Genomic DNA, 15,835 nt, shown 5'->3' on the forward strand with positions numbered 1-15,835 from the left:
AAACATGCAAAGGAGCATCACCTTGAGACCTACCCGACACGCAGCACTTGCCCTGGCCCTTGGCGGCCTGAGCGCGCTGGCCCAGGCCGAGCCCGTCAGCCAGGATTTCGTTGCGCTTACCCTGCGCACCACCTCCGACCAGGCCCAGGCCAGCGGCTTTATCGACGGCCAGCGCCTGTCCGGCTCGACCCGCAACTGGTACGCCCACGAGCACGCCACCCGCGGGCCACTGTGGTCGTACAGCAAGCGCGACGGCAGCCGCCACCCCACCAGCAGCCGCGACAACTGGGTCCAGGGCACCCTCCTCAACTACACCTCCGGCTTCACCGAGGGCACCGTGGGCCTGAGCACCGAAGTGGCGCTGTACAACGCGGTGGCCCTGCAGCGCGGCCGCGCCAGCGTGGCCGGGCCGAACAACCGCACCCTCACCCACGGCGACGGCGAGGTGCTCGACCAGTGGAGCAAGGTCGGCCTGGCCAACCTCAAGGCCCGGGTGTCCAACACCACCCTCACCGCCGGCCGCCAGTCCATCGACACCCCGGTGATCGCCTACATCGGCAACCGCGCACTGCCCTCCAGCTTCCAGGGCGTGAGCCTGCACAGCGCCGAGTTCGACAACCTGAGCTTCGACCTGGGCACCTTCGACCGCGTGTCGATGCGTACCGAACAGGGCCAGAGCAAGTTTCGCTCCGAGTATGGCGATTCCCGCCAGTTCACCGACCGGGTCAGCATGGCCGGGGTCAACTACCAGCCGCTGCAGAGCCTGAGCACCAGCCTCTACGTGTCCAAGGTCGAGGACCTGTGGAACCAGTACTACTTCGGCGCCAACCACCTGCTGGGCGACAACGCGGTGCTGGGCCTGAACACCGGGCTCAACTACTACAAGACCCGCGACGCCGGCCAGAGCAAGCTGGGCGCCATCGACAACGACACCTTCAGCCTGTCGCTGGCCCTGACCCACCAGGCGCACACCGTGTCGGTCGCCTACCAGCAGGTCAACGGCAACGAGTACTTCGACTACCTGCACGACACCAACGCGATCTTCCTGGCCAACTCGCTGCTGTCGGATTTCAACGGCCCCAACGAGAAATCACTGCAGATCGGCTACGTGCTGAACATGGCCCCCTTCGCCGTGCCCGGCCTCAAGTTCAACCTGTACAACGCCCGCGGCTGGGGCATCGACGGCACCCATTACAAGGGCGGTGGCTACGACGTGAAGAACCTCGACGGCGAGCACCACGACGAATGGGGCATCGGCACCAGCTATGCCGTACAAGGCGGCGCGTTCAAGGACACCACCGTGCGCGCCACCTACACCACCCACCGCGCCAGCAAATTGCAGGGTGACGGGAGCCTGAACGAGGTGCGCGTGGTCACAACCATTCCGTTCAACATCCTCTAGGGCGGCAGGTCGCGGCCGATTCGCCGAATCGGCCGCGATGGCTACGCTGGTTTAATCGAATGCAGGGAAGTGTCATGAAACAATCAACCCTACAGGCTGCCCTTGCAGCCATCCTGTTGAGCGCCGCAGCCCCGCTGATGGCCAAGCCCCTGGTGGTGTGCACCGAGGCCAGCCCCGAGGGCTTCGACATCGTGCAGTACACCACGGCCGTCACCGCCGATGCCGCCGCAGAAACCCTGTTCAACCGCCTGGTGGACTTCAAGCCCGGCACCACCGAGGTGCATCCGGCCCTGGCCGAACGCTGGGAGGTCAGCCCCGACGGCCTGACCTACACCTTTCACCTGCGCAGCGGGGTCAGGTTCCACACCACCGACTACTTCACCCCCACCCGCGACCTGAACGCCGACGACGTGCTGTGGAGCTTCCAGCGCCAGCTCGACCCCGCCCACCCCTGGCACGACAAGACCAGCATCGGCTTCCCCTATTTCGAGAGCATGGGTTTCCAGCACCTGCTCAAGTCGGTGGAAAAGCTCGACCCGCACACCGTGGCGTTTCACCTGACCCGCCCCGAGGCACCGTTTCTGCGCGACCTGGCCATGGCCTTCACCTCGATCTATTCCGCCGAATACGCCGACCAGTTGCTCAAGGCCGGCACCACCGCCGAACTCAACAGCAAGCCGGTCGGCACCGGCCCGTTCATCTTCCAGCGCTACAACAAGGACGCGCAGGTGCGCTACAGGCCCAACCCGGACTACTTTCGCGGCAAGCCGCCGAGCGATGCGCTGATCTTCGCCATCACCCCCGACAACAACGTGCGCCTGCAGAAGCTGCGCGCCAACGAATGCCAGGTGGCGCTGTACCCCAAGCCCGACGACATACCCGGCATCAAGGCCGACGCGCGCCTGAAGGTGGCCGAAATGGAGGCCCTGACCACCGGCTACATCTCGCTCAACACCGAGCACAGGTACCTGAGCGACGTGCGCGTACGGCGCGCCATCAACCTGGCCTTCGACCGCGAACACCATGTCGAGCAACTGTTCGGCAAGGGCAACGCCCTGCTGGCGGTGAACCCCTACCCGCCGACCCTGATGGGCTACAACAGCCAGAACCGCAACCCGCCCCGCGACCTGGACCAGGCCCGCGCGCTGCTCAAGGAGGCCGGCGTACCCGAAGGCACCGTGCTCACCCTGTTCACCCGCAACGGCGGCGGGCCCACCAACCCCAACCCGCGCCTGAGCGCCGAGATGCTTCAGGCCGACCTCGCCCAGGTCGGCCTGAAGGTCGACATCCGCGTGATGGAATGGGCCGAGATGCTGCGCCGCGCCAAGGCCGGCGAAGCCGACATGGTGTCGGCCGGCTGGGCGGGCGACAACGGCGACCCGGACAACTTCCTGCCCCCGCTGCTCAGCTGCGCCGCAGCGAAGAATGGGGAAAACTACGCACGCTGGTGCAACCCGCGATTCCAGGTGCTGATCGACCACGCCCGCGAAACCGCCGACCCCGATCAACGCGCCGCACTCTATGTCCAGGCACTGGCGGTGTACGATGAGGCCAAACCGTGGATCAACATGGCCCACCCGAAGGTGTTCACCGCCCTGCGCGAGAACGTCGAGGGCTACGTCATCAACCCGATGACCAACAACAACTTCGCCAACACGCGGGTGAAGTAGAACGATAACGCTTGCAGCGCCCGCCCCCGGGCGCTCGCAGGCATGCCTTAGGCTGATGAGGTACACCACACGATGTTTAGTTTTATTGCACGGCGTCTGGGCCTGTTGATCCCGTCGTTCTTCGGCATCACCCTGCTCACGTTCGCGCTCATACGCCTGATCCCCGGTGACCCGGTGGAGGTGATGATGGGCGAACGCAGGGTCGACCCCGAGATGCACGCCCAGGCCATGGAACGGCTCGGCCTGAACAAGCCGCTGGCGCAGCAGTACCTGGACTACGTCGGCAAGCTGGCCCAGGGCGACCTGGGCGAGTCGCTGCGTACCCGCGAAAGCGTGTGGCACGAGTTTCTCGCGCTGTTCCCCGCCACCCTCGAACTGGCCATGGCCGCGCTGCTGTTCGCCGGCATCGTCGGGCTGCTGGCCGGGGTGATCGCCGCGCTCAAGCGCGGCTCGCTGTTCGATCACGGGGTCATGGGCATCTCCCTGGCCGGCTACTCGATGCCGATCTTCTGGTGGGGCCTGATCCTGATCATGTTCTTCTCGGTCGGGTTGGGCTGGACGCCGGTGTCCGGGCGCATCGACCTGCTCTACGACATCGAGCCGACCACCGGCTTCATGCTCATCGACACCCTGCTCAGCGACGAGGAAGGCGCGTTCAAGGACGCGTTGATGCACCTGATCCTGCCGGCCATCGTGCTCGGCACCATCCCGCTGGCGGTGATCGCACGCATGACCCGCTCCTCGATGCTCGAAGTGCTGCGCGAGGACTACATCCGCACCGCACGGGCCAAGGGCCTGTCGCCGGCACGGGTGGTGTTCGTGCACGGCCTGCGCAACGCGCTGATCCCGGTGCTTACGGTGGTCGGCCTGCAGGTCGGCACGTTGCTCGGTGGCGCGGTGCTTACCGAAACCATCTTTTCCTGGCCGGGCATCGGCAAATGGCTGATCGAAGCCATCGGCGCCCGTGACTACCCCGTGGTACAGAACGGCATCCTGTTGATTGCCTGCCTGGTGATCCTGGTCAACTTCGTCGTGGACATCCTCTACGGCCTGGCCAACCCACGCATCCGACATCAGCGCTGAGGCCTTCGCTCATGACCAATCCGCTTGCAAAAACCGCTGCCGTCGACGCCGCGCCGCTCGACCAGAGCCTGCTCTACCCCTCCCCCTACAAGGAATTCTGGCACGCCTTCTCACGCAACAAGGGCGCGGTGGCCGGCCTGCTGTTCATGTGCCTGATCGTGTTCTGCGCGCTGTTCGCCCCGTGGGTGGCGCCGCACAACCCCAGCGAGCAGTACCGCGACTTCCTGCTGACCCCGCCGGTATGGCTCGAAGGCGGCCAGTGGCAGTTTCTGCTGGGTACCGACGAGCTGGGCCGCGACCTGCTCTCGCGGCTGATCCAGGGTTCGCGCCTGTCGCTGCTGATCGGCCTGTCGTCGGTACTGATCTCGCTGATCCCCGGCGTGCTGCTGGGCCTGCTGGCCGGGTTTTTCCCGCGTCTGCTTGGCCCGTCCATCATGCGCCTGATGGACGTGATGCTGGCGCTGCCCTCGCTGCTGCTGGCGGTGGCCATCGTGGCGATCCTGGGCCCTGGCCTGATCAACACCGTGATCGCCATCGCCATCGTCTCGCTGCCGGCCTACGTGCGCCTGACCCGCGCCGCGGTGATGGGCGAGCTGAACCGCGACTACGTCACCGCCGCACGCCTGGCCGGGGCACGCCTGCCGCGCCTGATGTTCGTCACCGTGCTGCCCAACTGCATGGCGCCGCTGATCGTGCAGGCCACCCTGAGTTTCAGTTCGGCGATTCTCGATGCCGCCGCGCTGGGCTTCCTGGGCCTGGGCGTGCAACCGCCGACCCCGGAGTGGGGCACCATGCTGGCCTCGGCCCGCGACTACATCGAACGCGCCTGGTGGGTGGTCAGCCTGCCGGGCCTGACCATCCTGCTCAGCGTGCTGGCAATCAACCTGATGGGCGACGGGCTGCGCGATGCGCTGGACCCGAAACTCAAGAATGCCGCCTGAGGAGAAGCCCATGTCACTTCTACACATCAAGAACCTGAGCGTGCGCTTCGGCGACGCCTCGGCGGTACCGGTGGTCGACGGCCTCGACCTGAACGTGGAAAAGGGCGAGGTGCTGGCGATTGTGGGCGAGTCCGGCTCGGGCAAGTCGGTGACCATGATGGCGCTGATGGGCCTGATCGACGCCCCCGGGCGCATCACCGCTGACGCCTTGACCTTCAACGGCAGCGACATGCTCACCCTGAGCGGCCGGCAGCGGCGCAAGGTGGTCGGCAAGGACATGGCGATGGTCTTCCAGGACCCCATGACCGCACTCAACCCCAGCTACACCGTGGGTTTCCAGATCGAGGAGGTGCTGCGCCAGCACCTGGGGCTGCGCGGCAAGGCGGCGCGCCAGCGTGCGCTGGAGCTGCTGAAGAAGGTCGAGATCCCGGCCCCGGAAAGCCGCCTGGATGCCTACCCCCATCAACTCTCCGGCGGCATGAGCCAGCGCGTGGCAATCGCCATGGCGATTGCCGGCGAACCCAAGCTGCTGATCGCCGACGAGCCCACCACGGCGCTGGACGTGACCATTCAGGCGCAGATCATGGAGCTGCTGCTCAACCTGCAGAAAGAGCAGGACATGGCGCTGATCCTGATTACCCACGACCTTGCCGTGGTGGCCGAAACCGCCCGCCGCGTGTGCGTGATGTATGCCGGCCAGGCAGTGGAAGTCGGCCAGGTGCCCGAGCTGTTCGAGGTGCCTGCGCACCCCTACAGCGAAGCCCTGCTGGCAGCGATCCCCGAGCACAGCGAAGGCGCCGAGCGCCTGGCGACCCTGCCCGGCATCGTGCCCGGACGCTACGACCGGCCCCACGGCTGCCTGCTGTCGCCGCGCTGCCCCTACGTGCAGGACCACTGCCGCCAGCAGCGTCCGAGCCTGGACCCCAAGGCCCACAGCCTGGCCCGCTGCTTCTACCCGCTCAACCAGGAGGTGGCGTGATGAGCGTCGTACTGACCGCCCGTGACCTCACCCGTCATTACGAAGTGTCCCTGGGCCTGTTCAAAGGCCATGCCCTGGTACGCGCCCTCAATGGGGTGTCGTTCGAACTGGAGGCCGGCAAGACCCTGGCCGTGGTCGGCGAATCCGGCTGCGGCAAGTCGACCCTGGCCCGCGCCCTGACCCTGATCGAGGAACCGTCGTCGGGCTCGTTGCAGATCGCCGGGCAGGAGGTGGCCGGTGCCAGCAAGCAGCAGCGCCGGCAACTGCGCCGCGATGTGCAGATGGTGTTCCAGAGCCCCTATGCCTCGCTCAACCCGCGCCAGAAGGTCGGTGACCAACTGGCCGAGCCGCTGCTGATCAACACCCGGCTGTCCAGGGCCGAACGCCGCGAGAAGGTGCAGGCGATGATGCAGCAGGTGGGCCTGCGGCCCGAGCACTACCAGCGCTACCCGCACATGTTCTCCGGTGGCCAGCGCCAGCGCATCGCCCTGGCGCGGGCCATGATGCTGCAACCCAAGGTGCTGGTGGCGGACGAGCCGACCTCGGCGCTGGACGTGTCGATCCAGGCGCAGGTGCTGAATCTGTTCATGGATTTGCAGAAGGAGTTCAACACCGCCTACGTGTTCATCTCGCACAACCTGGCGGTGGTACGGCATGTGGCCGACCAGGTGCTGGTGATGTACCTGGGGCGCCCGGCGGAAATGGGGCCCAAGGAGGATATCTATGCCAGGCCTTTGCACCCTTACACCCAGGCCCTGCTGTCGGCGACCCCGACCATTCACCCCGACCCGCTCAAGCCAAAGATCAGGATCGTGGGCGAGCTGCCCAACCCGCTGAACCCACCGCCGGGGTGCGCGTTCCACAAGCGTTGCCCGTATGCCACCGAGCGCTGTGCCAGTGAAGAACCGGCGTTCCGGCCAGTGGGTACACGGCAGGTGGCGTGCCACTATGCGGAGCAGTTTCTCTAGAACCGCTGCGCCAGCAATCGAGGGTCAAGCCCGCTCCCACACGGATCACTGCTGTCCTTGTGGGAGCGGGCTTGACCCGCGATAGGGCCCTGCAGGTATTCTGCTTTCCTACCTCCAATGAGCCAGCCCCATGGCCGCACACCCGATCCCCGACGGCCCCGAACACACCGCCGAAACCGCCGCCACCGTGCTGCGCTACCACCTGTGCTGGAAACACCGCGACCTCGACGGCGTGATGGCGCTCTATCACCCCGACATCCAGTACAACGACTTCTTCCAGAACCGCGTACTGCACCTGGCCGAGCTGCGCGAATACGTGGCCGCCAGCATGCCGCGCCAGGACGGCGAGGACATCGTGCACAGCGACCGCATCCGCACCGACGGCTGCACCGCCTTCATCCAGTACCAGGTAACGCTGCGCGGCGGCGACGGCATCACCGCGTTTCGTGCCAGCGAGGCCATCACCGTGCGCGACGGCCTGATCTGGCAGGTCAACGAATACGCCTCGCTGGTGCGCGAGCCTTCACGCCACACCGGCCACCCCAGCCTGCGCCCGGCCACCAGCCGCCTGGGCCTGTCACCGCGCCAGCTGAGCTTCATGGCCCAGGACCTGCAGCACTACTTCACCCGTCGCCAGCCCTATCTGGACCCGCAACTGGACCTGCAACAGGTCGCCCGCGAGTGCGGCTACAGCCGCAACCAGATCTCCTACCTGCTCAACCAGGTGCTGGGCCAGAGCTTCTACCGCTACGTCAACCAGGCCCGCCTGCAGCATCTGCTGGCTGAACTGGAACGCGCAGGCCCGGCGCCCAAGGTCGATGACCTGGCCTTCGCCGCCGGCTTCAATTCACTGTCGGCGTTCTACAAGTGCTTTCGCCAGCACACCGGCCTGTCGCCCAAGGCCTACGTGCAACAGATTTCTCTGCGGACACGCACGCAAGACAATCCGCCCGCCCAGCCCTAGCATCGGCCCACACCGTTACGGATGTGGAGCCGAACACAATGCAGGCATGGCGCAGTATCAGCCTTTGGATGGACCAGCTTGACGAGCCGCTGATCGCGCGCCCGGCGTTGCGCCAGGACCTGGACGTGGATGTATGCATCATCGGCGCCGGCTACACGGGCCTGTGGAGCGCCTACTACCTCAAGCGCCAGGCACCGCACCTGAACATCGCCATCGTCGAGGCCAACATCGCAGGCTTCGGCGCCTCGGGGCGTAACGGCGGCTGGCTGATGGGCAACCTGCTGGGCGAAGACCGCCTGCTGGCCGATTGCTCCCCCGAACAGCGCCGCGACGCCTATGACCTGCTGCACGGCATCCCCGACGAAGTGGAAACGGTACTCGAGCGCGAAGGCATCCACTGCGACTACCGCAAGGGCGGCGCCCTTTATTGCGCGGCGCGCTACCCCGAGCAGGAAGCGAGCCTGCGCAGTTACCTGCAAAAGCTCTACCGGCAGGGCCTGAACGAGGCCGAGTATCGCTGGCTGAGCCCGGTCGAGCTGGCCGCGCAGCTGCGCATCGCCAAGCCCTATGGGGCGATCTACACGCCGAACGTGGCCACCGTGCACCCGGCCAAACTGGTGCGCGGCCTGGCCCGGGCCGTCGAGCGTCTGGGGGTGAAGCTCTACGAGAACAGCCCGGTCATCGACTGGCACAAGGGGCAGGTACGCACCGCCCAGGCACAGGTGCGCTGCCAGTGGGTGGTGCCGGCGGTGGAAGGCTATGCCGTCGGGCTGCCGCCGCTGGGTCGCTATCAGTTGCCGGTACAGAGCCTGCTGGTGGCCACCGAGCCGCTGCCTGAGCAGGTGTGGGAGCAGATCGGGCTGAACGCCGGTCAGGCCTTCAGCGAAAACAGCCGCCAGGTCACCTACGGCCAGCGCAGTGCCGACAACCGCCTGGTGTTCGGCGCCCGCGGCGGCTATCGCTTCGCCGGGCGCCTGCGCGAAGACTTCACCCTCAGCGACAGCGAAATCGGCCTGCGCCGCTACCTGTTCGGCGAGCTGTTTCCGCAGCTCAAGAACGTCGACATCACCCACGCCTGGGGCGGCAACCTGGGCATGGCGCGGCGCTTTCGCCCGCACATGCTGTGCGATGCCGAGCAGGGAATCGCCCTGGCCGGTGGCTATGGCGGCGAAGGCGTGGGCGCCAGCAACCTGGGCGGGCGCACCGTGGCGGCGCTGATCCTGGGCCAACGCAACGCACTCACCGCCCAGCCCTGGGTACACCCCGCGGCGCGCCTGAACAGCCTGGCGCGCTGGGAGCCCGAGCCATGCCGCTGGCTCGGCTACAACGCGATCATCAAGAGCTTCGTCCACGAAGACCAGACCCTTGCCAACCCGGCCAGCGCCCCCTGGCGCCGGCGCCTGGCCAGCGGTGTGGCGGACTTCATGGAAAGCCTGATGCACTGACTTCCCCCTGCACAGGACCACCGGCATGCGCATTACCCAGTTCAAGCACACCCATAGCGTCGCTCTCGAACAGTCAAACCCGGTGGCCGTGCCCCTGGGCGAGCCGGTGGCGGTCACCTCGGTGACCTGCGTGGAGCGCAACGACGGCGTCGAAACCGGCATCTGGGAATGTACCCCGGGCCGCTGGCGGCGCCAGATCGAGCAGCAGGAGTTCTGCCACTTCATCAAGGGCCGCTGCACCTTCACCCCCGATGGCGGCGAGCCGCTGACCATAGAAGCCGGCGACGCACTGATGTTGCCGGCCAACAGCACCGGTATCTGGGATATCCACGAGACCGTGCGCAAGACCTACGTATTGATTTTCTGATCCTTTGATCGCCTGCCTCCTTCGACAAAAACAGACCAAGCAAGGAATCCGGACATGCGCCCATTGCTCTTCGCCCCGCTGTTGCTGGCCGCCTCCATCGCCCAGGCGGCCGACTCGGTAAAAATCTACAACTGGTCCAGCTACATCGCCCCCGACACCCTGAAGAACTTCCAGGCCGCCAGCGGCATCGTGCCCACCTATGACGTGTTCGACAGCAACGAGACCCTCGACGGCAAGCTGATGACCGGCAATTCGGGCTACGACGTGGTGTTCCCCTCCAACCACTTCATGGCCCGGCAGATCCAGGGCAAGGCGCTCAAGGCGCTGGACAAGCGCCAGTTGCCCAACTGGAAGAACCTCAACCCGGTGCTGCTCAAGGCGCTGGAAGTCAACGACCCGGGCAACCGCTACGGCTTCCCCTACCTGTGGGGCAGCACCGGCATCGGCTACAACATCGACAAGGTCAAGGCGGCGCTGGGCGAGAATGCCCCGGTGGACTCCTGGGACCTGATCTTCAAGCCAGAGAACATCAGCAAGCTCAAGAGCTGCGGCGTGGCGATCCTCGACAACGGCCCCGAACTGCTGCCGATCGCGCTCAACTACCTGGGCCTGCCGCACCACAGCCAGGACCCGGCCGACTACGAGAAGGCCAAGGCCCTGCTGATGAAGGTGCGCCCGTACATCAGCTACTTCCACTCCTCCAAATACACCGGCGACCTGGCCAACGGCGATATCTGCGTGGTGGTGGGCTTCTCCGGCGACGTGCTGCAGGCCAGAAACCGTGCAGAAGAGGCCAGAAACGGGGTGAAGGTGGGCTATGAGATTCCCAGGGAAGGCGCGCCGATGTGGTTCGACATGGTCGCCATGCCCGCCGATGCCCCGGACGAAAAGGCCGGCTATGCCTACATGAACTACCTGTTGCAGCCCGAGGTGATGGCCGACATCAGCAACCATGTGCAGTACGCCAACGGCAACCAGGCAGCCGACCGCCTGGTGGACCCGGCGCTCAAGGCCAACAGCATGATCTACCCGACCGATGCCATGCTCGGCAAGCTGTTCGCCCTGCAGGCCATGCCGGCCAAGATCGACCGCCTGCGCACCCGCATCTGGACCAGCATCAAGGCCGGCAACTGAACCACCCTGCAATAGATACCACCCTCGGCCTGTGTGCCCCGGCAGCCTGAAGCCCTTGCCGGGGCAACAGCGCAGCCCGCCCGTTGCCCGGCGCCCACCCACTGCCGAGCACACACCATGCCCTTGAAGACCCTGCCGTACTTTCACCGCGTTGCGCTGCGCCAGCGCTTTGCCGATCACCTGGCACAGGCCCGAGACAGCCTCGATGACGAGGAGCATCGCTGGCTGCAAGGCTGGCTGCAGGCGCCAGGGCCCGACGCGCCGCGAATCGACCGCCTGAGCGCGATCACCGCCAGCGCCCACGCCAGCGAACTGACCGCCAGCCTGCTGCTGAGCCGCAGCACGCACCCCCGTGTTTTTTTCTACCACCCGTTGCTGGGGCTGCTGCGCTTCGAAGACCGTACCCAGCTCAAGCACCACCTTGTTGAACTGCTGAGCAGCGGCCACCCGCACGTACTGCTGCACTACATCGCCCCCAGGGATCGCCTGCTGGCAGGCCAGGGCGGCATCGTGGATGTTCAGGTCGAACGGCTGGAGGACGAGGTGTTCGAGTACCTGATGCTGGCCATCGCCGCTCGCCAGGGCCAGGCGCTGGGCGAGCTGCAGCAGCAGGTACTGGGCCAGCCGCCAGCAGACTCGTTATGGGAGCAGGCCCTGGCCACCACCACCGCTACCGCTGCAGCGGCGCCGCAGCGCCTGGCGGCGGCACGCGACTGCCAACGGCAACTGCACCGGTACTGGCATACCGCCAAGGCCGGCAGCGAAACGCCGGCCCGGCAACTGGCCCGCCTGATGGGCGCGCGCGTGCGCGAGGCGATCACGCGCCAGGCCTGGGCCGGCGCCCTTGCCGAAACCGACCATGCAGCGCTGCTGCAATGGCTGGACACCGAGGCCCTCTCGCCCCTGCAGGCGTTCAGCCTCAACGTCACTACCGCGCAAGGCCACAGCCAACTGCTGGAGGGCGTGCTCACGCTCGGCACCCGTGCCGGCCCGGTGTTCACCTGGTGTGCTGCACGCGGGCTGGAGCGCCATGCCAGCAAGCGGGCGTTGTTATCGTCGCTGACCGACCCCCGGTTGCGCGACAGCTGGCGCCCGGTGGTCAGCCCATCGCGGCAGAGCCAACTGGGCGCCTTGCGCATCAGCGCCCTGCACCTGCAACCGCTGGCCGCCCCTGCACTGGACAGCTGGGTTGGCCAGGTGCTGAGCGCCCAGCAACAGGACATCGAAACACAACTGCGCCCTGACAGCGGCCAGGACGGTTATCAGGCATGCCGCCAGGCGCTGGACCTCGACAGCCGACTGGCCGGCGAACTCGCGCGCCTGGGCACCTCGCCCCACGCCCACAACAGCCCGGCCACCCTGGCCCGGCTGCAAGCGTCGGCACAGGCAGCCGGCGCTGGCCTGGAGGAACTGAACCGGCTGGTGAGCGCACTGACCGGCCACGCGCAGGCACTGTTCGAAGAGGTACCAGGCCTGGAGACGTTGACTGCGGCAGGGCTCGACCAGGCCCTAGCCGCAGTGCTGGACAAGGGCCCGCCAGTGACCCAGGTACGCCTGGGCCAGCCCGGCGCCGGGCGCACGTGGCTGAGCCTGGCCGAACTGGTGTGGCACCGGCTCGGCAGTATCGGCACCTCGCTGGATGAACGCTGGCTGGTCAGCGGCCCGGTGGTGGCCGAACAGCCTGTGGCCTTGCCTGCGCTCGACCTGGCGCTGGCCCGACAGGCTGTCGCACAGGTCGCCGATGCCACCGGCAGCCAACTGACGAGCGCCCTGACGCAGTATCAAGCGCAGCGACGCACGTACCTCAAGCACCTGTGGCAACTGGCCCTGACCCTCGAATACCGCCTGCTCGACCACGACAGCCTGCTGCCAGCCCCGGCACGTGCGCTGATTCACGCCGCCCTGTTTCCGGCGCCCTCGCCGGCAGCGCCGGCCTGGGCCTGGCAACTGGCCCTGGACCAGGCGCCCAGCAGCGAGGCCCTGCTGCTGACCCGCCAGCCGCTCGAGGCACAGCCCGATCTGTGGCTGCTGTGGACCCTCGACCAGGGCTTTGCCGCATTCACCTCGCGCCTTGCGCTGGAGCAGGCCGTCGCAGCGCGCTACCCCGCCGCGCAACGCTTTCAATGGCTGGCGCTGGCAGGCGCGCCTGCGCACCACCTGCAGAGCTGGCAGGCCGAACACGACGTGGCCGCAACGCGGCGCGCCTTCGACCGGCTCACCCGGCGCGGCCTGCCTGCCGCGCACCTGCCCGACCTGCTGCGCAGCACGCTCGACACGCCTGGCACGCTGCGCTACCTGCAGCGTCTGCAGCGCCTGGCCAGTGCCCGGCGCCTGCGTGCCCATCTGCCTGACTGGCTGGCGCAGGCCGCCCCCACCGAACAGTACGGCTACCTGCAGGTTCTGGGGCGCAACCTGCTGCAAAGCCCGTCATCACAGGACTACCTGTTCGACATCCCGGCGGTGACCGACTATGCCCGCCAACGGGTCCAGGCCCGCCTGGACCAGGACTTCGCGGCCGGCCGCTACCCTGCCGACCAGCTGTTGATCACCACCACGCGCTGGGTCACCGCGTTGCCGCCCACCGGCGAGGTCCCCACAGGCGAAGCGGCCGCCAGCATCCAGCATCGCCAGACGCTGGTCGACTACGCGCTCAACCATTACCGCGACTGGGACCACGCCATCACCGCAATCACGCTCGAGGGCGACATGACCGTGCCTGCGCGCATCGATGCCGCCTACCTGCGGGCGCTGGTGCGCGAACTGGACCTGGGTCAAGGCTATCGCCAGCTGCTGGCCGAGCAACTGGACCGCGACCATGCGAGCTACCCCAGGCGCCTGCGGCTGTTCTGCCGGCAGTTGCCGGGGCAACTGCTGGAGGCAGCGTGGCGCGCCCGACTCCAGGGGCAACTGGGCGCAGCCGACGTCGAGTGCATCCGCGCCGTCGTCGAGCAGCCCGACGCCACCGCCCGTGACCAGCTGCCAGCCCCCGCCGCACAACTGGTGCCCCTGGAACTGATCGCCGACAGCGGCCTGCCCCCCGATACCGTGCCCGGGGTGTACCTGTTCATGTACGCCAGCCCCGCGCCCGGCCCCGTTGTGATGTACACGCCGTACCAGGCCGGCGGTCTGTTCCAGGCCTTCAGCAGTTCGGCCGACCTGCTGCAGCAGCTTCGCAGCGTGCCGGCCCTGCAGGCCCGGATACTGGCCTGCATGCCCGACACGATGCGCCCGCGCTACGACCACGGTGGGTTCACCGAGGCCCACCTGCCCTACAGCGCCGAATTCGATTTCGAGCTGCCCCTGTATGCCCAGCAGCCGGTGACCCTGGCCTGGCGCCCGGTGCATGGCAACGCCCTGCAGTACCTGTTCGAGACCAATGCAGCGTTGCTGCAGGGCATGGCCCATACGCAACTGGTGAGTACCGCCGAAGCCCGCTGGGCCACCCTGAAAGAGGTACTCGGGCTGCTCTGGAGCCAACTGACCCTGTTCATCCCCGGCCGCATCGGCCTGCTGCTGGCCGCGTGGCAGGGCGAACTGTCGCTGCTGCAATTGGCCGAGCGCCCCTCGGGCGACTGGGCGCAGGCCTTGTCGGAACTGACCTGCACCCTGGTGCAGGGCCTGCTGGCCGGGCATGGCGTGCGCGAACAGGGCCCTGGCGCGCTGCCGGCCGACGAAGGCGAATTCTGGCGGCGCCTGGGGCAGGCGTCGCACCAGCGGCTGTCCGCTTACGAAGTGCCGCAGCAGTCCCTCGATGGCCTGGCCAGCCGCGAGCAGATCTATACCGACGTCGATGGCCAGACGCAGTTCGCCTGCCTGGAGGGCAAGGTGTACGGCGTTCGCCAGCTGGACCAGCGCTGGCACCTGAGTGCGCCGGACATCGACGAACCAGGGCCACGCCTGCGCAGCGAAGGCAACGGCCGCTGGCAGATCGACCCGCAGCAGGCCATACCCGTGCTAAGTGGTGGCATCATCGGCAGGCTGGGCGGGTGGGCCTCGCGTCAGGTGATGGCCGGCAACGATATCGTCATCCGGGCCGTGGGCATGCGCCAGATCCAGCGACTCATGCCGGCCCGTGCGCGCATGCTGCGCCAGGCACACCGCACGGCGCTCGACTACCTGGGCATCTGCCTGGACAACCTGCAGCAGGCCAGCCCGGTGCAACGCATGCCGGCACAGACCCGCACGATCCTCAGCGATTTCTTCGGCGTCGAACCCGACGAAGCGCTGCTGCAGCGCGTACGTGAACCGGTGGAAAAACTCTTCGAACTGATGACCTCGCAGGACTATTCGGTCGCCACGTCCAGGCGCTACATCCTGGCCAGCAATATCGGCAACTACACCGGCATCGCCTTCACCTCGCCCCATGACCCGCTCCGGCAACTGTTTCTGCTGGACGCCTATTTCGACGTCAGCTACCTGGGCAGGCTCCAGCTCAGGCCCGAGCTGTCCTGGCAGGAAGCCGATGCCATTGCGCGTGCCAACTGCCTGCTGCACGAGTTCTCGCATATCGCCTATGACACACGCGACATGCGCTACCTGGATGCCTCGCTGGCATTTGCCGACCTGCTCATGCCCGGCGAGCAGCAGGATTGGCTCAGGCGCCAGCACGACGAGGCGTTCTCTCACCGTTCACCGGCCCGGCGCCTGTTCGTGGTGCGCTCACGCGACGGTACCCGACGCGACATCACCCGTGACGACAACAAGGGCCTGAGCCTGATCCTCAAGATCGCCGACACCCGTGATCTGGCGGTCGCGCGCCAGCGCTTTCTGGACGATGCGGTGGTGCGCTCGCGAATCATGCTCAAGAACGCCGACTCGCTGACCCTGCTGGTCTACCGCCTGGGCCAGGCAAGCCATCGCCCACCGGCGGCGGGGGGCTGAA

At 67.0% G+C, this 15,835-nt stretch carries 11 protein-coding genes; all 11 read left to right on the forward strand.

Annotation, left to right across the window (positions count from 1 at the left end; all coding sequences use genetic code 11):
• The first annotated feature begins 4 nt into the window (after positions 1-4).
• The 11 genes from CR917_RS02860 to CR917_RS02910 all read left to right on the forward strand — a co-directional run bounded on the left by CR917_RS02860 (position 5) and on the right by CR917_RS02910 (position 15,834).
• Positions 5-1,402, forward strand: a complete 1,398-nt coding sequence (locus CR917_RS02860; protein ID WP_104571867.1) for an OprD family porin — start codon at positions 5-7, stop codon at positions 1,400-1,402.
• Positions 1,403-1,476: 74 nt separating this feature from the next.
• Positions 1,477-3,072 (forward strand): ABC transporter substrate-binding protein, encoded by a 1,596-nt coding sequence (locus tag CR917_RS02865; protein WP_104571868.1) that lies wholly within the window; start codon positions 1,477-1,479, stop codon positions 3,070-3,072.
• 72 nt (positions 3,073-3,144) lie between these two features.
• Complete coding sequence (locus CR917_RS02870) at positions 3,145-4,155, forward strand: ABC transporter permease subunit (RefSeq protein ID WP_043862492.1); 1,011 nt, start codon at positions 3,145-3,147, stop codon at positions 4,153-4,155.
• An 11-nt stretch (positions 4,156-4,166) separates the two neighbouring features.
• Positions 4,167-5,096, forward strand: a complete 930-nt coding sequence (locus CR917_RS02875) for an ABC transporter permease subunit (RefSeq protein ID WP_078479966.1) — start codon at positions 4,167-4,169, stop codon at positions 5,094-5,096.
• Between the two features lie 10 nt (positions 5,097-5,106).
• Entirely contained in the window at positions 5,107-6,075 is a 969-nt protein-coding gene (locus tag CR917_RS02880; RefSeq protein WP_054916393.1) for an ABC transporter ATP-binding protein, read from the forward strand.
• Positions 6,075-7,043: a peptide ABC transporter ATP-binding protein gene (locus tag CR917_RS02885; protein ID WP_043862495.1), complete on the forward strand. Its 969-nt coding sequence runs from the start codon at positions 6,075-6,077 to the stop codon at positions 7,041-7,043. The genes CR917_RS02880 and CR917_RS02885 overlap by 1 nt, the downstream gene beginning before the upstream one ends.
• Positions 7,044-7,173: 130 nt before the next feature.
• Complete coding sequence (locus tag CR917_RS02890; RefSeq protein ID WP_043862496.1) at positions 7,174-8,007, forward strand: nuclear transport factor 2 family protein; 834 nt, start codon at positions 7,174-7,176, stop codon at positions 8,005-8,007.
• Positions 8,008-8,045: 38 nt separating this feature from the next.
• Complete coding sequence (locus tag CR917_RS02895) at positions 8,046-9,452, forward strand: FAD-binding oxidoreductase (RefSeq protein ID WP_054916395.1); 1,407 nt, start codon at positions 8,046-8,048, stop codon at positions 9,450-9,452.
• 25 nt (positions 9,453-9,477) lie between these two features.
• Entirely contained in the window at positions 9,478-9,819 is a 342-nt protein-coding gene (locus tag CR917_RS02900; RefSeq protein ID WP_043862498.1) for a cupin domain-containing protein, read from the forward strand.
• Between the two features lie 54 nt (positions 9,820-9,873).
• The gene (locus tag CR917_RS02905; RefSeq protein ID WP_054916396.1) at positions 9,874-10,953 is read left to right on the forward strand and encodes a polyamine ABC transporter substrate-binding protein; all 1,080 of its coding nucleotides are present in this window, start codon (positions 9,874-9,876) and stop codon (positions 10,951-10,953) included.
• A 117-nt stretch (positions 10,954-11,070) separates the two neighbouring features.
• A complete protein-coding gene (locus tag CR917_RS02910; protein WP_058541417.1) occupies positions 11,071-15,834 on the forward strand; it encodes a dermonecrotic toxin domain-containing protein in 4,764 nt (1,587 codons plus the stop codon).
• Position 15,835 lies beyond the last annotated feature (1 nt).

Origin of the sequence: Pseudomonas sp. BRM28, assembly GCF_002939405.1 — a bacterium.
Classification (GTDB): domain Bacteria; phylum Pseudomonadota; class Gammaproteobacteria; order Pseudomonadales; family Pseudomonadaceae; genus Aquipseudomonas; species Aquipseudomonas palmensis.